The organism is Stenotrophomonas sp. 22385 (assembly GCF_052045085.1).
Taxonomy (GTDB): domain Bacteria; phylum Pseudomonadota; class Gammaproteobacteria; order Xanthomonadales; family Xanthomonadaceae; genus Stenotrophomonas.
Genome location: NZ_JBQEOG010000008.1, coordinates 141,439 through 162,175, shown reverse-complemented (window position 1 = coordinate 162,175; position 20,737 = coordinate 141,439). Strand labels below are relative to the sequence as shown.

General features: G+C 67.0%; 14 protein-coding genes and 3 tRNA genes. 7 read left to right on the top strand and 10 right to left on the bottom strand.

The window, feature by feature from the left end; genetic code table 11:
• Positions 1–44 precede the first annotated feature (44 nt).
• Together ACTJI4_RS15165 and rnr are read right to left on the bottom strand one after the other, a co-directional pair.
• Complete coding sequence (locus ACTJI4_RS15165; protein WP_392916116.1) at positions 45–515, bottom strand: GFA family protein; 471 nt, start codon at positions 513–515, stop codon at positions 45–47.
• Positions 516–613: 98 nt separating this feature from the next.
• Positions 614–2,944, bottom strand: coding sequence for a ribonuclease R (rnr, locus tag ACTJI4_RS15160; RefSeq protein ID WP_440869824.1), 2,331 nt, complete (start codon positions 2,942–2,944; stop codon positions 614–616).
• Between the two features lie 260 nt (positions 2,945–3,204).
• Here rnr and ACTJI4_RS15155 point away from each other — a divergent pair.
• Positions 3,205–3,291 (top strand) — tRNA-Leu (locus ACTJI4_RS15155).
• Positions 3,292–3,335: 44 nt separating this feature from the next.
• Here the strand turns inward: ACTJI4_RS15155 and ACTJI4_RS15150 are convergent.
• Positions 3,336–4,019, bottom strand: a complete 684-nt coding sequence (locus tag ACTJI4_RS15150) for a glutathione S-transferase family protein (RefSeq protein ID WP_440869823.1) — start codon at positions 4,017–4,019, stop codon at positions 3,336–3,338.
• A gap of 99 nt (positions 4,020–4,118) precedes the next feature.
• Here ACTJI4_RS15150 and ACTJI4_RS15145 point away from each other — a divergent pair.
• Positions 4,119–4,205: transfer RNA gene (locus ACTJI4_RS15145), tRNA-Leu, on the top strand.
• Positions 4,206–4,336: 131 nt separating this feature from the next.
• Positions 4,337–4,423 (top strand) — tRNA-Leu (locus ACTJI4_RS15140).
• Between the two features lie 678 nt (positions 4,424–5,101).
• Here the strand turns inward: ACTJI4_RS15140 and ACTJI4_RS15135 are convergent.
• From ACTJI4_RS15135 to ACTJI4_RS15120, 4 genes are read right to left on the bottom strand one after another with little or no spacing between them, the layout of a single operon-like run.
• The gene (locus ACTJI4_RS15135; RefSeq protein WP_392916107.1) at positions 5,102–6,688 is read right to left on the bottom strand and encodes a DHA2 family efflux MFS transporter permease subunit; all 1,587 of its coding nucleotides are present in this window, start codon (positions 6,686–6,688) and stop codon (positions 5,102–5,104) included.
• A gap of 7 nt (positions 6,689–6,695) precedes the next feature.
• A complete protein-coding gene (emrA, locus tag ACTJI4_RS15130; RefSeq protein ID WP_392916104.1) occupies positions 6,696–7,877 on the bottom strand; it encodes a multidrug efflux MFS transporter periplasmic adaptor subunit EmrA in 1,182 nt (393 codons plus the stop codon).
• A gap of 10 nt (positions 7,878–7,887) precedes the next feature.
• Entirely contained in the window at positions 7,888–9,381 is a 1,494-nt protein-coding gene (locus ACTJI4_RS15125) for an efflux transporter outer membrane subunit (protein ID WP_440869822.1), read from the bottom strand.
• Positions 9,378–9,821: a MarR family winged helix-turn-helix transcriptional regulator gene (locus tag ACTJI4_RS15120; protein WP_392917558.1), complete on the bottom strand. Its 444-nt coding sequence runs from the start codon at positions 9,819–9,821 to the stop codon at positions 9,378–9,380. Before ACTJI4_RS15120 ends, ACTJI4_RS15125 begins: the two co-directional genes overlap by 4 nt.
• 205 nt (positions 9,822–10,026) lie before the next feature.
• Here ACTJI4_RS15120 and parC point away from each other — a divergent pair, with 205 nt between their 5' ends.
• Positions 10,027–12,270 carry a DNA topoisomerase IV subunit A gene (gene parC / locus ACTJI4_RS15115; RefSeq protein ID WP_440869821.1) on the top strand — a complete coding sequence of 748 codons (2,244 nt, stop codon included), beginning with the start codon at positions 10,027–10,029 and terminating at the stop codon, positions 12,268–12,270.
• 179 nt (positions 12,271–12,449) lie between these two features.
• Here parC and bfr read toward each other — a convergent pair whose 3' ends face one another.
• Entirely contained in the window at positions 12,450–12,938 is a 489-nt protein-coding gene (gene bfr, locus ACTJI4_RS15110; protein WP_093533183.1) for a bacterioferritin, read from the bottom strand.
• A 127-nt stretch (positions 12,939–13,065) separates the two neighbouring features.
• On the opposite strand from bfr, the gene ACTJI4_RS15105 reads away from it, so the two are divergent.
• On the top strand, positions 13,066–15,432 hold the full coding sequence (locus ACTJI4_RS15105) for a penicillin acylase family protein (RefSeq protein ID WP_440869820.1): 2,367 nt from the start codon (positions 13,066–13,068) through the stop codon (positions 15,430–15,432).
• Positions 15,433–15,476: 44 nt separating this feature from the next.
• On the opposite strand, the gene ACTJI4_RS15100 is transcribed toward ACTJI4_RS15105, so the two are convergent.
• Entirely contained in the window at positions 15,477–16,871 is a 1,395-nt protein-coding gene (locus tag ACTJI4_RS15100; protein WP_440869819.1) for a cation:proton antiporter domain-containing protein, read from the bottom strand.
• A gap of 100 nt (positions 16,872–16,971) precedes the next feature.
• Positions 16,972–18,663: an asparagine synthase B gene (gene asnB / locus ACTJI4_RS15095; protein WP_440869818.1), complete on the bottom strand. Its 1,692-nt coding sequence runs from the start codon at positions 18,661–18,663 to the stop codon at positions 16,972–16,974.
• A gap of 329 nt (positions 18,664–18,992) precedes the next feature.
• Between asnB and ACTJI4_RS15090 the strand changes: the two genes are divergently transcribed.
• Together ACTJI4_RS15090 and ACTJI4_RS15085 are read left to right on the top strand one after the other, a co-directional pair.
• A complete protein-coding gene (locus ACTJI4_RS15090) occupies positions 18,993–19,865 on the top strand; it encodes a tetratricopeptide repeat protein (protein WP_440869817.1) in 873 nt (290 codons plus the stop codon).
• Between the two features lie 72 nt (positions 19,866–19,937).
• On the top strand, positions 19,938–20,621 hold the full coding sequence (locus ACTJI4_RS15085; RefSeq protein WP_440869816.1) for a pentapeptide repeat-containing protein: 684 nt from the start codon (positions 19,938–19,940) through the stop codon (positions 20,619–20,621).
• Positions 20,622–20,737: the final 116 nt, after the last annotated feature.

The following is a 20,737-nucleotide window of genomic DNA, read 5'->3' as shown; positions in this document are numbered from 1 at the left end:
ATTGCCGGTTCGGCTGCCGTAGCGCCGCGGCCCTGCCCGGCCGCTCAACGGGGCCAGCGGGCGGTGTCGTGGTCCGGGTGCTGATGGGAAACCAGCGTGCGCAGGCGCTCGGCGTCCGGGTCGTCTTCCTGCAGGATCACCTCCAGCGCGCCAAGCTGGTCCACGAACGGCAGCTTGGACTCGGTGCCGTACTGCACGGTCGGCGGCAGCCGTTCAGGCTGGTCGAACGCACCGGCCGCCACGGCCATGCCGTCTTCGCCTTCGTAGGTGAGCGGGGTGCCACAGTCGGCGCAGAAGCCGCGACGGAAGTGATTGGAGGACTGGAACCGGCGCGGCTCGCCACGGGTCCACTGGAAATCGGCCCCGCGTACCGAGACCAGCGGGGCGTAGTACGCCCCGAAGGCCTTCTGGCACATCCGGCAGTGGCAGATGGAACGATCCGGCAGGGCGCCGCGGACGTGGAAGCGGACCGCGCCGCATTGGCAACCGCCGGAGAATTCGGGAACCGGGTTCATCGCTCACTCCTCACGTCCGTACCGACCAACGGTCGGCACCTGCCAAGGCATCGTCCCGCGACGGCAGGTACCGACCGTTGGCCGGTACACCGCGGGCCTCAATATTTCTGTTTCTGCCGCTTCGCCGGCTGGCCGCGTGGCGGCAATGCCGGTTCTTCATCGCCCTTCTCTTCCACCAGCCGGAAGTCGATCTTGCGTTCTTCCATGCTGGCCTTGAGCACCAGGATCCGCACGCGATCACCCAGCCGGTAACTGCTGCCACGGCGTTCGCCGCTGAGCGTCTTGCGGGTTGCATCGAACTGGTAGTAGTCGTGCGGCAGCTGGGTGACATGGACCAGGCCGTTGACCTTGGACTCATCCAGCTCCACGAACAGGCCAAAGCTGGTCACGCCGCTGATCACGCCGTCGAACTGGCCGCCCACGTGCTTTTCCATCCACGCCGCGCGGTAGCGCTCATCGACTTCGCGCTCGGCCTCGTCGGCGCGGCGCTCGCGTTCGGAACACTGCAGCGCCAGCGCGGCCATTTCGCGCTGGGTATAGGTGAACTTCTCCAGCGGCTTGCCGCTCAGCGCATGCTTGATCGCGCGGTGCACCAGCAGGTCCGGATAACGGCGGATCGGCGAGGTGAAGTGCGCATACGCATCCAGCGCCAGGCCGAAGTGGCCCTGGTTGTCCGGCGAGTACACCGCCAGGCTCTGGCTGCGCAGCAGCACCGATTCGATCAGCGCTGAATCGGGGCGCTCGCGCACCTTCTTGAGCAGCTTGGTGTAATCGCCGGGCTGCACCTTGGACCACGGCGGCAGGCTCAGCTTGAATTCCTTGAGGAACTCCAGCAGGTCCTCGAACTTGGCTTCCGGCGGCTTGGCGTGGTCGCGGAACGGCGCCGGTACCTGCTTGTGCAGCAAATAACGTGCGGCCTGCACGTTGGCCGCGATCATGCATTCCTCGATCAGCTTGTGCGCATCGTTACGCACCAGCATGCCGGCCTGGGTGACTTCGCCGGTGTTGTCGAGCACGAAACGCACTTCGGAGGATTCGAACTCGATCGCGCCGCGGCGGGTGCGGGCCTTGGCCAGCACCTTGTACAGCTGGTGCAGGCGCTCGACCTGCGGCAGCAGCGCGCCGATGGCGTTGCGCGCGGCCGGGTCGTTTTCGCCCACCGCCTGCCAGACCTGGGTGTAGGTCAGGCGCGCATGCGAGTTCATCACCGCTTCGTAGAAGCGCGAGTGGATCACTTCGCCGTCGCGGTTCACCTGCATGTCGCAGACAAAGCACATGCGGTCGACCTTGGGCATCAGCGAACAGATGCCGTTGGACAGCGTCTCGGGCAGCATCGGCACCACGAAGCCGGGGAAGTACACCGAGGTGGCGCGCTTCTGTGCTTCATCGTCCAGCGGTGTGCCGGGACGCACGTAGTTGGAGACGTCGGCGATGGCCACTACCAGGCGGAAGCCTTCGGCGTTGGGTTCGCAGTAGACCGCGTCGTCGAAGTCCTTGGCGTCTTCGCCGTCGATGGTGACCAGCGGCGTGCTGCGCAGGTCGACGCGGTCGCCGATCATCGCCGGCTCCACCTGCATGGGTACCGAGGCGGCCTCGTCCAGCACTTCCTGCGGGAATTCGAACGGCAGCTCATGGCCGTGGATCGCGGTTTCCACGATCAGCGAGGCGGTGAGCTTGTCGCCCAGCACGGCGATGATGCGGCCGATCGGCGGGCGCCGGGTATCCGGGGCCTGGGTCAGCTCACACACCACCAGCTGCCCATCACGGGCATCGCCGGTCTGGTCGGGCGGAATCTGCACGTTGCGCTGGATGCGCTTGTCGTCGGGCACGACGTAATTGATGCCGAATTCGACGCTGAAGCGGCCGATCAGGCGGGTCATGCCGCGCTCGAGCACCCGCGCGATGCTGCCTTCGCGGCGGCCGCGGCGGTCGATGCCGGTCACGTTGGCCAGCACGCGGTCGCCGTGCATGACCTTGCGCATTTCATACGGCGCCAGGAACAGGTCGTCGCCCCCATCGACCGGGCGCAGGAAGCCGAACCCTTCCGGGTTGGCGATCACCACGCCGGTGATCAGGTTGGTGGCCTGCACCGGGGCGAAGCCGCCGCGACGGTTCTGCACCAGCTGGCCATCGCGCACCATCGCGCCCAGGCGCTTGCCCAGCGCATCGGCGCGGTCGGGTTCGGTCAGGCCAAGCTGGATGCCGATTTCTTCGGCGGTCTGCGGGCCATCGCAGCGGTCCAGCAGCTGCAGGATGGCTTCGCGGCTGGCGATGGGCTGGGCGTAGCGTTCCGCTTCACGGGCGGCAAAGGGATCCTCCACGCTGCCCACCGGCGCGCTGGGCCGCGGGTTGCGGCGGGTCGGAACCGGCGGGCCATCCGGTCGCGGACCGGAGCGCTTGCCGCCACGGGGCGGCGCGGGGCTGTTCATGGACTCGGGCATCCAGGGCGGCAGCTTGCCGGACTTGGCAGCAGCGCGGGACTTGCCCGACGGACCGGCAGCCTGCTTGGGCGCCGGGGACGTGGGGGCTTTGGCGCCCCGGGTCGGTTTCTTTGATTTCATCGACCCCCATGGTACCGCGTGGCGGTGTGCAGAATGGGTCATTGCCGCCGCCCATGCAGGATTGTGAAGAAATTTAACAAAACCGTTGACAAGCCCTGCGGACTTGCCCAGAATTCGCCCCCTGAGTCGCCCAGGTGGCGGAATTGGTAGACGCACTAGCTTCAGGTGCTAGCGGGGGCAACTTCGTGGAGGTTCGAGTCCTCTCCTGGGCACCATGACTCGGAAAATGATCAAACCCGCGAAAGCGGGTTTTTTCGTTTCAGGCCTCCGGCGTGTAGAACCGGGCCGACAGCCCTGCCCGCCCCGGGAAGTACCTGAACCAGGGCCGGGCCGCGTCGACCACTGCGGCGACGGCCCGATGCGCCATCAAGCGTTCGAAGTAGGCGAGCAGGTGAACCTCGTTGCCAGGAATCGGCACATAGGCCACGGCATAGAACAGCGCGGGCGCCGCCGCACAATCGGCCATGCTGAAGCCCTCGCCGGCCAGCCACGTGCGGCCTTCCAGCTGCCGGTCCATGGCGGCGTAGCTTTCGAGCAGCCGTGACCGGGCGCTCTGCGCGGCATCTTCGCTGCGCCCGCTTTCGGGCTTGAGCCGGTCGGCGGTCAGCGCCTGCATCGGGGTCATCACATAAAAGTCGGAGAACCTGTCCCAGAAGCGCACGGCGAGGGCGCCATCGGCATCGGCAGGAATCAGGCGTGCGCCGGTGGCCAGGTGCTGCTGCAGGTATTCGATGATGATGCTGGTTTCGGCAACGGCCCGGCCGCGGTCGACCAGCACCGGCATCTTCCCGGCCGGGGACACGGCGTTGAGCATCTCCCGGTCTGCCGGATCGCCGAGGTTGACCATGCGTTCGTCCAGGGCCACGCCAAGCACGCGGGCAGCGATCAGCACCTTCTGGCAACAGGACGACAATGGGTGAGCGTGCAGGATCGGCGGTGCCATGGAAACTCCAGACAGTCGGTGTCGGCCGAGTATGCCCATCGGCGCCTCAGCATGCATTGACAGCCTCCGGATGCTTCCGCATAATTCGCCCCCTGAGTCGCCCAGATGGCGGAATTGGTAGACGCACTAGCTTCAGGTGCTAGCGGGGGCAACTTCGTGGAGGTTCGAGTCCTCTTCTGGGCACCACGACTCGGTAAATGATCAAACCCGCGCAAGCGGGTTTTTTCGTTTCCGCGGCACGGATCGATCGCGAGAGATTTTCTTCGACATCCTGTTGACACATTCGCGGTTCTCCCGCAAAATTCTCCTCCTGAGTCGCCCAGGTGGCGGAATTGGTAGACGCACTAGCTTCAGGTGCTAGCGGGGGCAACTTCGTGGAGGTTCGAGTCCTCTCCTGGGCACCATGACTCAGTAAATGATCAAACCCGCGAAAGCGGGTTTTTTCGTTTCTACCGCACGCGATTCCATCGTGCCGGGCTGCGCCCGGCTTCATGCATTTTGGCGAACAGCCGCTGGGCCTGCGCATGGTCTGAGCTGGGCCGGCGGGTGCGGGTTTGCGGGACACGCCGTGAACCCATCCATGGGGGCTCGTAGAAAACATCCATGTTTTCTACGGTCCCACAAACCCGCCCCCGCCGACCCTCGCCGGTGTGTTGGTGGCCATGGAAGATCAAAGGCCGGTGTCGATCATTTTCATGCGTTACCGGCTGCGGTGCCGTTCCGTGCCGTCGTTCGGGAACCGACGCTACCGCCCATCCCATTCGCGTACCCGCCGCGTAGAGCCACGCCTTGCGTGGCTGCTCGTTGCATCCGCACACGACCATCTATCGGGGGCGGCCGGCGGGTAGCCCCCGGAGGGACGCTAGAAAACATGGATGTTTTCTAGCAGCCTACAGGGACGTACTTGCGGCGTGTCCCGGAGCGGGGCTGCCCGACGGCCGCCCCAGCACGGAAGAATTGAAACGCTGCTGTTAGCTGTTGGCTGTCGGCTGTTGGCTGTTGGCTGTTGGCTGTTGGCTGTTGGCAGCACAACAAAAAACCCCGCCCTTCAGCGGGGTTTCTCGTTTCAGCCACTCAGAACATCAATGCCCGCCGGCGGACGCCGCGCCGGCACCGGCGCCGAACGGCGGCTTGGCCAGCCACAGGAAGGCGATGATGGCCAGGAAGATCCAGCCCAGCAGGAAGAAGATGTCGTTGAAGCCCATCTGCGATGCCTGGTGGTTGATGATGTTGTTCAACGCCGCTGCGCCATGTTGCAGGTCGCCCTGCCCCATTGCCGCCACCTTCTCCTGCATGCCCGGCGTGTAGCCGGAAATGCTCTCGGTCAGGTGCGCATGGTGCTCCTGCGTGCGGCGCGCCCACAGCCACGTCGTCAGCGATGCCGCGAAGCTGCCGCCCAGCGTGCGCAGGAAGGTGGCCAGGCCCGAACCTGCCGCGATCTCGCGCCCGTCCAGGTCCGAGAGCAGGATCTGCAGCACCGGCATGAAGAACAATGCCACGCCGATGCCCATGATCAGCTGCACCCCCGCCACGTGTGCGAAGTCCACCTGCAGGTTGAAGCCCGAACGCAGGAAGCTGGTAAAGGACAGGAACACGAACGCGAATGATGCGATCCAGCGCATGTCGAACCGCGAGGCGTACTTGCCCACGAACGGCGTCATGATTACCGGCAGGATGCCGATCGGTGCCGTCGCCAGGCCCGCCCAGATCGCCGTGTAGCCCATGTCACGCTGCAGCCACTGCGGGATCAGCAGCGACACGCTGAAGAACGCCGCGTACGCCACCACCATCGCCAGCGTGCCGGCGCGGAAGTTGCGGTGGCGGAACAGCCGCAGGTCCACGATCGGATCCTTGTCGGTCAGCTCCCAGATCAGGAACACCGCCAGCGCCACCACCGAAATGCAGGCCAGCACCACGATCGTCGGCGAACTGAACCAGTCTTCGTCGTTGCCGAGGTCCAGCACCAGCTGCAGCGCGCCCACGCCGATGATCAGCGTGATGAGGCCCACGTAGTCCATCTTCGGCTTTTCGATCTGCTCCGGTCGCCCCTTCAACTGGTTGCCTACCACCAGCGCAGCGAAGATGCCCAATGGCACGTTGATCAGGAAGATCCATTCCCAGCTGTAGTTGTCGGTGATCCAGCCACCCAGGATCGGGCCGCAGATCGGCGCCACCACCGTGATCATCGCCAGCAGCGCCAGCGCCTGCCCGCGTTTCTCGCGGGGGTAGATCGAGACCAGCAACGACTGCGTGATCGGGTACATCGGACCGGCTACGAACCCCTGCAGCGCACGCGACACCACCAGCATGCCCATGCTCTGCGCCAGGCCGCACAGCAGCGAGGCCATCACGAACGACAGCGTGGCCCAGATGAACAGCTTGGTCTCACCGAATCGGCGGCTCAGCCAACCCGTCAGTGGCAGCGCAATCGCGGTGCTGACGGCGAACGAGGTGATGACCCAGGTCGCCTGCTGCGAACTGGCGCCGAGGTTGCCGGCGATGGTCGGCAGCGAAACGTTGGCGATGGTGGTGTCGAGCACCTGCATGAACGAGGCCATGGCCAGGCCTGCAGTACACAGCGCGACATTGGCCGGCCGGAACGCGCCGGTCGCACCTGGCGCCGACGGCGCGCCCGGATGTCCGGGCGCGGCGGGAGCTTGTGCGGACATGGCTACCTCAGCTTGCCTTGGACTGGCGCGGCAGGTTGCCCTGGATGATCTCGTGGATCATATCGTCGGCACTGTGCAGCTGCTTGGCGTACACATCGGTGTCGAACACCTGGCCCTTGGCCGCGGTGGTCGGCAGCACGGTCCCCTTCTGGTCGCGCAGGCTCACTTCCGCCTTCATCGACAGGCCGATGCGCAGCGGATTGTCGGCCAGCTGCTTGGCATCAATGGCGATGCGCACGGGAACGCGCTGCACGATCTTGATCCAGTTGCCACTGGCATTCTGCGCCGGCAGCAGCGAGAAGGCCGAACCGGTGCCCAGGCCCAGGCTGTCGATGCGGCCCTTGTACTTCACATCGCCGCCGTACAGGTCCGAACGCAGTTCCACTTCCTGGCCCAGGCGCATGTGACGCAGCTGGGTTTCCTTGAAGTTGGCCTCCACCCACATCTGTTCGGTCGGCACCACCGCCATCAGTGCGGTGCCTGGCTGCACGCGCTGGCCCACCTGCACCGAGCGACGGGCCACGTACCCGCTGACCGGCGCGACGATGCCGGCGCGCGCATTGTTGAGGTAGGCCTGGCGCAGCTGCGCGGCAGCTGCTTCCACGTCCGGCTGGGTGGCGATCACGGTGTCGTCGACCAGCGCATTGCTGCGCTCGAAGGTTTCGCGTGAGCCGGCTACGGCCGCTTCGGCGGCGGCCAGTTCATTGCGCGCGTGCGCCAGCTCCTCGTCGGAAATCGCACCCGTGGCGGCCAGGCCCTTGCGGCGCGCGAAGTCTTCGCGGACACGGTTGAGGGTGACCTGGCGGGCGCTCAGTTCGGCCTGCGCACCTTCCACGCTGCGGTACAGGCCGCGCGTCTGGCGCACGGTGCGGGCCAGGTTGGCGCGGGCCTGCTGCAGCGCCACTTCGGTGTCGGCCGGGTCCAGCTGCACCAGCAGCTGGCCGCGCTCGACGCGCATGCCGTCATCGGCGTTGATCGCCACCACGGTACCGGTCACCAGCGGCGTGATCTGGACCTGGTTGCCCTGCACGTAGGCGTCGTCGGTTTCCTCGAACCAGCGGCCGAACATGAAGTACCACAGCGCTGCGGCGGCAAGCAGCAGCACCACGATGACCAACAGGCCGCGCAGCAGCTTGCCGCGGCGGGAGGGGGCTGCCGGCGCGGCAGCGGGAGCGGAAGTCTGGCTCATGGAAGGTATCTCAGGAATGCGTGGATTCGGGGGAGGTGGCGAGCGTGGCGGTCTCAGCGGACGGGGTGAAGCCACCGCCCAGCGCCTGGCTCAGCCGAACCGAAACAAGGATCTGGCGCGACTGCAGCGAGGCCAGCTGCTGCTGTGACTGCAGCAGCTGCGCCTCCACGCTGAGCACGTCGAGGTAGCTGCCGATGCCGGCCGTGTAGCGCTGCTGCGCCAGGTCATGGGCGGCTCGCGCGGTGCTCACCGCCCGCGCCTGCGCGGCAGCCTGATCGGCCAGCGAGCGCACCGCGTTGACCTGGTCGGCCACCTCGCGCAGTGCGTTGACCACCGACTGGTTGTAGTCGGCCACGGCCAGGTCGTACTGCGCGTCTGTCTTGTCCAGGTTGGCACGCAGGCGGCCACCGTCGAAAATCGGCAGGCTCAGCGCCGGACCGATGAAGGCGAAGGTCGAGCCGCTCTTGAGCAGTTGGTCCACCTCGCTGGCGACCACGCCGCCGAGCGCGGTGAGGTTGAGGCTGGGATAGAACTTCGCCTTGGCCGCGTCGATCTCGCGGCCGGCCGCTTCCACCCGCCAGCGCGCGGCCACGATGTCCGGGCGACGGCCCAGCAGTTCGCTGGGCAGGACGCCCGGCAGCTGCAGCGCGAGCGGGTTGAGCGGCTGCGGGCGTTCAATCTGCAGGCCACGGTCCGGGCCCTGCCCGACCAGCGCGGCCAACGCGGTACGGGCCTCGTCGATCTGTTGCTGCGCGGCCTGCAGTTGCTGCTGCGCGGCCGGAATGCGGGCTTCGGCCTGGCGGGTCTGCAGGTCGCTGTCGATGCCCGCCGCGCGACGCTGGCGGGTCAGCGTGAGCGTCTTCTGCGAGCGGTCCAGCTCTTCGCTGGCCACATCGTGCAGCTGCCAGGCATAGCCGAGCTGTGCATAGGCTTCGGCGATGGCGGCCGACAGGTTCAGGCGCGCGGCTTGTGCGTCGACGGCAGCGGCATGGCCGCTGTCCACCGCCGCTTCCCACGCAGCCCGCTTGCCGCCCCACAGGTCCACCCCGTAGCTGACGCTGAGGTAGGCCTGGCCGCTACCGGCATAGCTGCCGCCAAGCTCGTCACCGACCATCGATTCAGGCAGGCGCACGCCGGTGTAGCCGCCGGAGGCGGACACGCTGGGCAGGCGGTCGGCGCGTGCGGTGCCGATCTGGGCACGCGCCTGGCGCAGGCGCGCATCGGCCGCCTCCAGGCCCGGGTTGCGCTGCAGGCCTTCGGCGATCAGCGCGTCCAGCTGCGGGTCGTTCAGCGCCCGCCACCAGTCGGTGGCCGGGAATGCCGACGGGCTCAGGGTGTGGCCGGCCAGGGTGCGCTGGGTCTGCAGGCTGTCGGCGTCGAGCAGCTGGCCGTGCGGTTGCAGGCCACCGGTGCTGGCACAGGCAGCCAGCGCCAGCGCCAGCACGGACAGCAGCACCGGCCGCAGCGGGCGCAGCGATGTGGTGCGATCAGGTTTGGAAGTCATGGCGAAATGAGAGAGTCACGGACACGGGTCAACAGGGAAAGCAGCAGGGCGCGCTCGTCGGCGGACAGGTCGCGCATGGCGTCGTCCATCACCGCGTCACCGCGTTGCTTGAGGCGGGCCCACAGCTGGCGGCCCTCCTCGGTCAGTACGATCTGCAGCGCGCGACGGTCCTGCGCATGCGGTTCACGGCGTACGCAGCCCAAGGCCTCCAGCTTGTCCAGCAGGCGCGTGACCGCGCTGGGCACCTGGTCCAGGGCCTGGGCCAGTTCGTTGGCGGTACACGGCGCGCGGAACGACAGCACCTTCAGACCCAGGTAGTGGGTGAAGCCGATGTCGAGGTTTTCCTCGGCCATGGACACGTCCAGCTGGCGCATCAGGCCGTCGCGGACCTGGCGCAGCAGCAGGCCCAGGCTGGGCGGCGTCGTTTCGGGGCAGATCATCATGGGGACGCACTTTACTTCCGGGAAATATATTTCTCAATGGAAATATTCAACATGGAAGGAAATGCAGTGTTGCCCCATTCAGGACAGCGGGCCGGAGACCGGATTCCTTCACGTCGCTTGGCATCCCACGCCGCATCCGGATAATCGTCCGCCTGCGAGGGCGACAGCCGTCGCCGTCCCTTGCCACAGGTAACAATCCCGCATGACCGATCTAGCCCGCCCCGCTTTCCACGGCTTTGAACAGCTGCCCCTGCGTGAATACGCTGAACGGGCGTACCTGGACTACTCGATGTACGTGGTGCTCGACCGTGCGCTGCCGTTCATCGGCGACGGCCTCAAGCCCGTGCAGCGCCGCATCATCTATGCGATGAGCGAGCTGGGGCTGAACGCCGCCGCCAAGCCGAAGAAGTCCGCGCGTACCGTCGGCGACGTCATCGGTAAATACCACCCGCACGGCGACAGCGCCTGCTACGAAGCGCTGGTGCTGATGGCCCAGCCGTTCTCGTACCGCTACCCGCTGATCGAAGGCCAGGGCAACTTCGGCTCCACCGACGACCCGAAGTCGTTCGCGGCGATGCGCTACACCGAATCCAAGCTGACCCCGATCGCCGAAGTGCTGCTGGGCGAAATCAACCAGGGCACCACCGACTGGACCCCCAACTTCGATGGCACCCTGGAAGAGCCGACCTGGATGCCGGCGCGCCTGCCGCACCTGCTGCTCAACGGCACCACCGGCATCGCCGTGGGCATGGCCACCGATGTGCCGCCGCACAACCTCAACGAGATCGTCAGTGCGCTGCTGCACCTGCTGGATGATCCCGAGGCCAGCATCGGCGACCTGCTCGAGCACGTGAAGGGGCCGGACTACCCGAGCGCGGCGGAAATCATCACCCCGGCCGCCGACCTGCGCACCCTGTACGAAACCGGCAACGGCAGCGTCCGCGCGCGCTCGACGTACTTCAAGGACGGCACCAACATCGTCATCAACGCGCTGCCGTTCCAGGTCTCGCCGTCGAAGGTGATCGAGCAGATCGCCGCGCAGATGCGCGCCAAGAAGCTGCCATGGCTGGAGGACATCCGCGACGAATCCGACCATGCCAACCCGGTGCGGGTGGTGCTGGTGCCGCGTTCCAACCGCGTCGATGCCGAACAGCTGATGGGCCACCTGTTCGCCACCACCGACCTGGAGCGCAGCTACCGGGTCAACCTCAACGTGATCGGGCTGGACGGGCGTCCGCAGGTGAAGAACCTGAAGATGCTGCTCAGCGAATGGCTGCAGTTCCGCGGCACCACCGTGACCCGCCGCCTCACGCATCGCCTGGAAAAGGTCGAACGTCGCCTGCACCTGTTGGAAGGCCTGCTGGTGGCGTTCCTCAACCTGGATGAAGTGATCCACATCATCCGCACCGAGGACGAGCCCAGGCAGGCGCTGATCGCGCGCTTCGCATTGAGCGAGGACCAGGCCGAGTACATCCTGGAAACCAAGCTCAAGCAGCTGGCCCGCCTGGAGGAAATGAAGATCCGCGGGGAGCAGGACGAGCTGGCGAAGGAGCGCGACAAGATCCAGTCGATCCTGGACAGCAAGGCCAAGCTGCGCAAGCTGATCCGCGATGAGCTGGTAGCCGATGCGAAGAAGTTCGGCGATGCGCGCCGTTCGCCGCTTGTGCAGCGTGGCGCCGCGCAGGCGATCGACGAAACCGAGCTGGTGCCGAGCGAGCCGATGACCGTGGTGCTGTCCGAAAAGGGCTGGATCCGCGCGGCCAAGGGCCACGACGTGGACCCGTCCACCCTGTCCTACCGCGACGGCGATGCACTGCTGGGTGCGGTACGGGCGCGCAGCACCCAGCAGGTGGCATTCCTGGACAGCGAAGGCCGCGCCTACTCCACCCTGGTGCATACCCTGCCCTCGGCACGCGGCAATGGCGAGCCGCTCACCGGCCGCTTCTCGCCGGCCCCGGGCAGTGCCTTCATGACCCTGGCCAGCGGCGAGAACGCCACCCGTTTCGTGCTGGCGTCCACGCATGGCTACGGCTTCGTGACCCGCTTCGAGAACCTGACCGGCCGCAACAAGGCCGGCAAGGCAATGCTCAACCTGACCTCCGGTTCGAAGGTGCTGACCCCGGCCGTGGTAGCCAACCCGGACACCGACCGCATCGTGGCGGTGACCAGCTCGGGCAACCTGCTGGCCATCCCGGCCAGCGACCTGCCGGAACTGGACAAGGGCAAGGGCAACAAGATCATCGAAATCCCGAAGGCCAAGCTGGCCACCGAGCGCGTGGTCGCGGTGGTGGCGGTGGGCCCGGGCAACACCCTGCTGGTGCGCAGTGGGCAGCGCACGATGAACCTGTCGTACAAGGACCTGGAGGCCTACCTCGGCAGCCGCGCCAGCCGCGGGCACCTGCTGCCGCGTGGGTGGCAGAAGGTGGAAGGGTTGTCGGTGGAGTGATCGACCACAAAAAAACCGGGGATTTCCCCGGTTTTTTTGTATCCGTCGCTGGCTGGCTTCTGGCTGGCTGGCAGTTGATTCCGCCCGACCAACGGTCGGGCGCTACCGGTAGGTGCCGACCGTTGGTCGGCACGAGGCGCATCACGATAGGTGCCGACCGTTGGTCGGCACACGGCGCATCAATGCGCGGCGGTGCCCTTCGCGTCCATCTTGCTGGTCTGGTACAAGGCCAGGCCGATGCGCTTGATCAGGCCCAGCTGCTGTTCCAGCCACCAGGCGTGGTCTTCTTCGGTGTCCTTGAGCTGAACCAGCAGCATGTCGCGGCTCACGTAATCCTGGTGCTGTTCGCACAGCTTCATGCCGGCGGCCAGGTTGTTGCGCACGCTGTATTCGGTATCCAGGTCCTTCTGCAGCATTTCCTCCACGGTCACGCCCGGCTCGAAGCCGTGCGGGCGCATGTCCGGGTTGCCGCCCAGGAACAGGATCCGGCGCAGCAGCGCGTCGGCGTGCTGGGTCTCCTCCTCCATCTCATGGTTGAGGCGCTCATACAGCGCGAACAGACCCTGGTCCTCGTAGCGGCGCGAGTGGATGAAGTACTGGTCGCGCGCGGCAAGTTCGCCGCGCAGCAGTTCCTTCAGGCATTCAATGACGTCGGGATGGCCTTTCATGGGGGAGCTCCTGTGAATCGATGGGGCCATGGTGCCCTATCCCGGATCGCCGTGATCTAATCGGAATCAGTTGCATGCGCAGGCGCAGGCGGGGTCGGCCTGCATGACCTTCTTCGGGGAGCGTGGGATGCGTCGTTGGCTGAAACGGGGTGCGTGGGCGTTCGGGGTGCTGGTCGGGGTCGGGGTCGTCGTTATCGGCGTGGCCTGGTTCCTGCTGCGCGGCAGCCTGCCGGCTCTGGAGGGCGAACATCCCGTGACCGGATTGCAGGCCAAGGTCACCGTCAGCCGCGATGCGCTGGGCGTGGTCACCATCGAGGCCGGCAGCGAAGCCGATGCGATGCGGGCACTGGGTCTGGTGCATGCGCAGGAGCGCTACTTCGAGATGGACCTGATGCGCCGCGCAGCGGCCGGCGAGCTGTCCGAGCTGTTCGGGTCCGCCGCCGTGCCCACCGACCAGCGCATGCGGGTGCATCGCCTGCGTGCGCGCACCGATGCGCACCTTGCGCAGGCGCTGGGCGAGCGCCTGCAGGTGGTGCAGGCCTACGTGGAAGGCGTCAACCGTGGCTTGGGCAGCCTGCGCGTGCGCCCCTGGCCGTACCTGCTGCTGCGCCAGCACCCGACCGCATGGACCGCCACCGATTCGGTGTTGACCGGGCTGGCCATGTACGCGGACCTGCAGGACCCCGCCAACCAGAACGAGCTGGCCATGCGCCGGATCCGCGAGGTAGCGCCGCCGGCGCTGTATGCGCTGCTGAGCCACGACGGCAGCGAATGGGATGCGCCGTTGTTTGGACAGGCGCGTGGGAATGCGGTGCTGCCACCGTCCGATGCATTTCAGTTGCGTAACGACCAACGGTCGTTACCTGCCGCAGATGACGGCACCGCCGAACGCGCTGACCAGGACGTGCATGGCAGCAACAACTTCGCGGTGGCGGGCGCATTGACCGCCGATGGCCGCGCGATCCTCGCTGACGACATGCACCTGGGCCTGCGCGCGCCGAACCTGTGGTTCCGGGTACGGCTGCGCTATCCCGATCCGGCCGCACCCGGCGGCCGCGTGGACGTCAGCGGTTTCTCACTTCCCGGGTTGCCGGCGATCGTGGTCGGCAGCAACGGCCATGTGGCCTGGGGTTTCACCAACAGCTATATCGACAATGCCGACTTCGTGCCCGTACCCGCGGGCGCCGGCGGCGTCCAGGTGCACGAAGAGCGCATCCGCGTGGCTGGTGGGGCCACGGTAACCCTGCGCGTGCGCGAAACCGCATGGGGCCCGATCCTGCACGAGCGCGCCGATGGCAGCGGCGAAGCGCTGCGCTGGACCGCACAGCTGCCGGGCGCGGTCAGCATGGCGTTCGCCGACATGGCGCGGGCCGGTGACCTCGACGATGCGCTGAAGATCGCCGACCGCGCCGGCATTCCCACCCAGAACCTGCTGCTGGCCGATGCCCACGGGCGCATTGCCTGGCGGTTGATCGGCGCGCGCCCGGATCGCGCGGCAGACTGCCCGCCCAACGGCTTCGCCACTGCCGCACCGGCCCGTTGCGCACCGTGGGCAATCCGCAGCGACCAGTCGCCGTCCCTGATGGATCCGCCCACCCAACGGTTGTGGACGGCCAACGGCCGGGTGCTGGATGGCGCCGACCTGGCGGTGGCCGGCAATGCCGGCTACGACCTGGGCGCGCGGGGCCGGCAGATCCGCGACGACCTGAACGCCAGGCAGCGTTTCAACGAGCGCGACCTGCTGGCGATCCAGCTGGACGACCGCGCGGTGTTCCTGGAACGCTGGTGGCCGCTGCTTCGGCGGGTTGTTGAGTACAGCGATGACCCGGCCCTCAAGCGCCTGGAGGCGGCGAGCCGGCAGTGGGAAGGCCATGCTTCGGCCGATGCGGTGAGCTACCGGATCACACGCGGTTTCCGCAGCAAGGTGCAGGACATCGTCACTGCGGCGCTGCTTGCGCCGGCGAAAGAATCCTTGGGCGACAACTACCTGGAGCCGAAGCTGACGCAGATCGAGGGCGTGCTGTGGCCGCTGGTGACCGAGCAGCCCGCGCATCTCCTGCCGGCACCGTACCCGGACTGGAACGCGCTGCTGGCCGATGCGGCGCGGCAGACGGAAGCCGAGCTGGCGGAAACGGGACCGGACCTGGCCGGGCGCACCTGGGGTGAGCGCAACACAGCGGCCATCTGCCATCCGATCAGCCGCGCCCTGCCCGCCTTCGCACGGCCGTGGCTGTGCATGCCGGCCGATCCGCTGCCCGGTGACAGCAACCTGCCGCGCGTGCAGGGCCCGTCGTTTGGCGCGTCACAACGCATGGTGGTATCGCCCGGACATGAAGCCGACGGCATCATCCACATGCCGGGCGGCCAGAGCGGCCACCCGCTGTCGCCGTTCTGGGGCGCGGGTCACGAGGATTGGGTGCACGGCCGGCCGACGCCGTTCCTGCCGGGCAAGGCCCGTTACACGCTGGTGCTGGAGCCCGAGCGCGGACGGTAGAGCGGACTGTCAGTCCGCTGCCGCTCGCGATCATCGAACCGGGATTACGCGCGAACCTTCCAGCGCTCCATCCAGCCCAGCAACGGGCCGGTCATGGCGGTGGTCACCAGCGCCATGATCACCAGCACCGCGAACAGGCGGTCGCCGAGGAAGCCCAGTTCGTACCCCAGGTTGAGCACGATCAGCTCCATCAAACCGCGCGTGTTCATCAACGCGCCCAGCTTCCAGGCCTCGTGATTGCCCATGCCTGCGCTGCGCGCGGCGCTCCAGGTGCCGAACAGCTTGCCCAGCGTGGCCACCGCGATCACCACCGCGCAGAGCAGCAGGTCGCTGCCCTGCAGCGCGTCGGCGCGCATGCGCAGGCCGGTCATGGCGAAGAACAACGGCAGCAGCAGGGTCACCGCGAACGGCTCGACCCGGGCGATCAGCAACCCGCGCAGCTGCGCATTCGACGAGACGGCCACGCCGGCGGCGAATGCGCCGAACAGCGCATGGATGCCCAGCACTTCGGTCACCAGTGCACTGCCCAGCGACAGCAGCAGCATGCCCAGCAGCCAGCGGCCTTCACTGCCGGGTTTAACGACCTGCCGCGAGAACCACGGTTTGACCACGCCCAACATCAGCGCGATGAACAGCACCACGCACAGCAGGCTGAGGCTGGCCGGCACCCAGCCGGTGGCCTGGGCGGCCGCCACGATCAAGGCCAGCAGGCACCATGCGGTGGCATCGCCGAGCGCTGCGCAGGCAATCGCGGTCTGTCCCAGCGGGGTCTGGGTGATGCCACGGTCCGCGAGGATCCGCAGCAGCACCGGGAACGCGGTGATGCTCAGCGAAATACCCACGAACAATGCGAAGGCGGTGAAGCCCACCCCCTTGGGACCGTGTTCGGGATACAGCCAGATCGCCAGCAGCACACCCAGCACGAATGGCACGGCAATGCCGGCGTGGCTGACGGTGAAGGCGAAACGGCGGCGGCCGCGCAGCCCACCCAGGTCGAGCTCGGCGCCGGCCACCAGCAGGAACATCAGCACGCCCAGCTGGCTGAGCATGCCCAGCGGGCCGAGCGAGCTGGCCGGGAACAGTGCGCCGTGCAGGCCCGGCAGCAGGCTGCCGAGCACCAGCGGGCCCATCATCAGGCCGGCGGCCATTTCGCCGATCACCGCCGGCTGGCTTAGCCGCTTCAACAGCGCGCCCGCGCCCTTGGCGACCACCAGCAGCACCAGCAGTTGCAGCAGGAACAGCCCCAATGGAGAGGCCAGATGGTGGGCCCAGTCGCTGCCCACCACCGGTTCGACCTTGGCGGCCACGGCCGGCAGCTCGGGGCCGGCGTAACGCGCCAGCGCCAGGCCGATGACCAGCGGAATCCCGGCCCAGGCCAGGTAGTGCCAACCCCACTTCATCCGCGGCACGCTGCCTCCGGTCTGTACATCCATGAACATTCCCCAATGTTGGAAAGGGAATGATAGCGGCAGGGATCGGCCCACGTAGCGCCTGCAGCGTTCATGAGGGCCGACCAACGGTCGGCGCTACCCGCCTTGGCTACGCCAAGGCCTGCTCATGCACACCGGCGACGGCGCGGCCGGAGGGGTCGGCCATGCTGGCGAAACTGGCGTCCCAGGCGATCGCGGCAGGCGATGAACAGGCGATCGACTTGCCGCCGGGCACGGTTTCGGCTGCGGCCTGGGAAGGGAAGTACTGCTCGAACACATGACGGTAGTAGTAGGCCTCCTTGGTCTGCGGCGGGTTGTGCACGAAACGCTTGTCGGCCGCGGCCATCACCCGGTCGCTGATCTGGGCTTCGGCGTGCGCCTTGAGCCCATCGATCCAGCCGTAGCCCACGCCATCGCTGAACTGCTCTTTCTGCCGCCACAGGATCGACTCCGGCAGGTAGCCTTCGAACGCCTCGCGCAGCACCGCCTTTTCGATCCGGCGCGCGCCACCGGCACCCTGCCCGACCATCTTGTGTTTCGCATCGATGCGCATTGCCACGTCGAGGAACTCACGGTCCAGGAACGGTACGCGCGGCTCCACGCCCCAGGCCATCATCGACTTGTTGGCGCGCAGGCAATCGTAGTTGTTCAGCGCATCCAGCTTGCGCACCAGTTCTTCATGGAATTCGCGTGCGTTCGGGGCTTTGTGGAAGTACAGGTAGCCGCCGAAGATCTCGTCGCTGCCCTCGCCGGAGAGCACCATCTTCACTCCCATCGCCTTGATCCGCCGCGCCAGCAGGAACATCGGGGTGGAGGCGCGGATGGTGGTGACGTCGTAGGTTTCGACGTGGCGGATCACGTCGGGCAGTGCATCCAGCCCTTCTTCGAATGTGTACTCGAAACCGTGGTGGACGGTGCCCAGTGCTTCGGCGGCGATGGCGGCAGCGGCCAGGTCGGGCGATCCCTTCAGGCCGATCGCGAATGAATGCAGGCGCGGCCACCAGGCCTCGCTCTGGTCGCCGTCCTCGATGCGATGGCGGGCATAGCGTGCGGCAACGGCGGCGACCAGCGACGAGTCGAGCCCACCGGAAAGCAGCACGCCATAAGGAACGTCGGTCATGAGCTGCCGGTGCACGGCGCGTTCGAACGCTTCCCGCAGCGCGACGCGGTCGGCCTCGACCCCTTCCACTGCGTCGTAGTCGCGCCACGGGCGCTCGTAGTAGCGGGTGAGCGTGTCGGTGGCGCTGTCATACCAGTGGCCGGGCGGGAACTGCGCGGCGTCGGCGCAGGTATCCACCAGCGATTTCAGCTCGGAGGCCACCAGCAGGCGGCCGTCCTTGTCATGGCCCCAGTACAGCGGGACCACTCCGATCGGATCGCGCGCGATCAGCACGCGCTTGCGGGTACGGTCCCACAGCGCGAACGCGAAAATGCCGTTGAGGCGGTTCAGGTACGACGCCGGAGTGTCCTGCTGGTACAGCGCGTTGATCACCTCGCAGTCCGAACCGGTCTGGAAGGCGTACGGCTGGGTCAGTTCGGCCTTGAGTTCGCGGTGGTTGTAGATCTCGCCGTTGACCGCCAGGGCCAGGCTGCCATCGTCGGACAGCAGCGGCTGCGAGCCGCCCGCCGGGTCGACGATGGCGAGCCGCTCATGGACCAGGATGGCGCCGTCATCGACGTACACGCCGCTCCAGTCGGGGCCGCGATGGCGCTGGCGCTGCGACAGGTCCAGCGCGTGGCGGCGCAGCGCGGTGAGGTCATCGCCGGCCTGCAGGCCGAACATTCCAAAGATCGAACACATGGGAACAGCTCCTGATGATGGGGGAATACACGTAATGCCTGCATTCGACCGGCCAGAAAACAAAAAACCCGCATCGGCCGATGCGGGTTTTCTGGGGTCCGGGCGTATGTTGCTTGTTCTAGCCCTGGTCGCAGTCCCGCATTGGCCGCGCACGATTGTTCGCGCGCAGATTATTGCGGTTGTTGGTGGTGACGGCGGTGGCCAGGAGCGTGGACATGGACCGACCGTACCGCCGTTCTGGCTGCGGTGCAACTGTTGCGGGCGCAACCGATTCAGTCCGCGACATGCTCCGTGCCGGATAATCCACACCTGCCCTCTGGAACTCACGGATGAATCCCCTTCGTTTCTGCCTGTCGCTTTCCGCACTGGCGCTGCTGGCGCTGGCCGGCTGCACCACCGCCCCCAACCGCCCCACCAGCGATACCGAGGTGAAGTGGCTCACCGCCGCCGAGCGCGGCGACATCGAGGGAATGCTGGAACTGGCTGAACTGTATGAACGCTGGAACGACCGCCGGGCGCTGGACTGGTATGAGCGGGCTGCGGCCGCCACGCCCTGGACGTTCCGCAATACCATTGCCGAAGAAGCACTCGGGCGGATCTGGGCCAGCGGTGAGATGTACACCGGCCGTCGCCCTGAAGACACGCCGCCCCCGGTGCTGCGCGCGTCGCCGCGCAAGGCCGGACGCTGGTACCTCGCGGCAGCCAACCACGGCAGTCCGGGCGCGATGCTGTCGCTTGCCAAGTTCGAACGCGAACGTGGCCACGCGGCCGCAGCGCTGCGCTGGGACCTGCGCGCCACGGTGTACCAGCGGTATTCGACGAGCAGTTCAGGTCTGCCCGCCGCGATTGCACCCCAGGCCGGCGCACTGCACCCGCTGGTGGTCGACATCCAGCGGCGCGCGGCGCGCGGCGATGCGGAGGCCGAGGTGGACCTGGGCGCGCTCTACGAGAGGGGAATGGGCCTGGGCATCGAGCGCGATCCTGCAGTGGCGCTGCAGTGGTACCGCAAGGCAGCCCTGCAGGGCAACGTGTTCGGCCAGTACTTCACCGGCCTGATGCTGGGCCGCGCGCCGCCCGGGGTGCCGCGCGATGAGGAAGCAGCCGCAGGATGGTTTGCCAAGGCCGAGGCGCAGAAGTTCTTCCTTGCCGGTGAATCGTATTGGCGCAAGGGCATCCAACCGGCGTTCTGGACGTACGATTGAACGAGGCTGTACACACCCGCCGCGCACCTTCAAGTCTGCCGGCGGGCGCGCGCTTCGCCCAGAATGGGCGCCATGAGTACCGCCACGTTCCGCGATGAAACCCTTTCCCGCGCCCGCATGCAGGCCATCGTCGCCGCGCATCCGCGCGCGGCCGTGTTCGAGGACTGCAGCTTCGACAACGCCGACTTCTCTCGACTGGACATGGACGGTTTCCAGTTCATCCGCTGCTCGGTGGCCGGTACGTCATGGCTGGCCGCCTCGCTGGAGGAAAGCCGATGGGACAAATGCCGGGGTGGCCAGTGCGATTTCAGCTCGGCCCTGCTCGGCGATGCGGTGTTCTTGCACTGCGATCTGAACAACAGTCACTGGCGCCGTGCCACGCTGTCGTCGGTCCGCTTCGAGGATTGCAAGTTGACCGGGGCACACCTGCAGGAGGTGACCGGCTGGGCGCTGGAGTTCCGCGACTGCCTGCTGGTGAGTGCGGACCTGCGCGGGCTGTCGTTCCGCAAGGCTACCCTGCAGGGCATGGATTTTTCCGACGCCGAGCTGTCCGGCTGCGACTTCCGCGATGCCGTATTCGACGGCGGCAGCCTGCGCAATGCGCACACCCGTCTGACCCGGTTCGAGGGCGCGGATCTGCGGGGCACCGACATCAGCGGGTTGAACGTGATGGATGCCAGGCATTTCAAGAAGGCCGTGATTTCGCAGCGGCAGGCGGCCGCGGCGTTGGCTGCGTTCGGGTTGATCGTGGCCTGAAGCGAAGGACCGACCAACGGTCGGCCCCTACCGTGGGGAAACGCCAACTGGGGTGGGAACCGACCATTGATCGGTTCACAGGCACGGGTACGAACCGACCGCTGGTCGGTTCTGGC

Coding starts and splice junctions, on each gene's coding strand:
- ACTJI4_RS15165 (WP_392916116.1), bottom strand. CDS start 515: ATGAACCCGGTTCCCGAATTCTCCGGCGGTTGCCAATGCGGCGCGGTC.
- rnr (WP_440869824.1), bottom strand. CDS start 2,944: ATGAACAGCCCCGCGCCGCCCCGTGGCGGCAAGCGCTCCGGTCCGCGA.
- ACTJI4_RS15150 (WP_440869823.1), bottom strand. CDS start 4,019: ATGGCACCGCCGATCCTGCACGCTCACCCATTGTCGTCCTGTTGCCAG.
- ACTJI4_RS15135 (WP_392916107.1), bottom strand. CDS start 6,688: ATGTCCGCACAAGCTCCCGCCGCGCCCGGACATCCGGGCGCGCCGTCG.
- emrA (WP_392916104.1), bottom strand. CDS start 7,877: ATGAGCCAGACTTCCGCTCCCGCTGCCGCGCCGGCAGCCCCCTCCCGC.
- ACTJI4_RS15125 (WP_440869822.1), bottom strand. CDS start 9,381: ATGACTTCCAAACCTGATCGCACCACATCGCTGCGCCCGCTGCGGCCG.
- ACTJI4_RS15120 (WP_392917558.1), bottom strand. CDS start 9,821: ATGATCTGCCCCGAAACGACGCCGCCCAGCCTGGGCCTGCTGCTGCGC.
- parC (WP_440869821.1), top strand. CDS start 10,027: ATGACCGATCTAGCCCGCCCCGCTTTCCACGGCTTTGAACAGCTGCCC.
- bfr (WP_093533183.1), bottom strand. CDS start 12,938: ATGAAAGGCCATCCCGACGTCATTGAATGCCTGAAGGAACTGCTGCGC.
- ACTJI4_RS15105 (WP_440869820.1), top strand. CDS start 13,066: ATGCGTCGTTGGCTGAAACGGGGTGCGTGGGCGTTCGGGGTGCTGGTC.
- ACTJI4_RS15100 (WP_440869819.1), bottom strand. CDS start 16,871: ATGTTCATGGATGTACAGACCGGAGGCAGCGTGCCGCGGATGAAGTGG.
- asnB (WP_440869818.1), bottom strand. CDS start 18,663: ATGTGTTCGATCTTTGGAATGTTCGGCCTGCAGGCCGGCGATGACCTC.
- ACTJI4_RS15090 (WP_440869817.1), top strand. CDS start 18,993: ATGAATCCCCTTCGTTTCTGCCTGTCGCTTTCCGCACTGGCGCTGCTG.
- ACTJI4_RS15085 (WP_440869816.1), top strand. CDS start 19,938: ATGAGTACCGCCACGTTCCGCGATGAAACCCTTTCCCGCGCCCGCATG.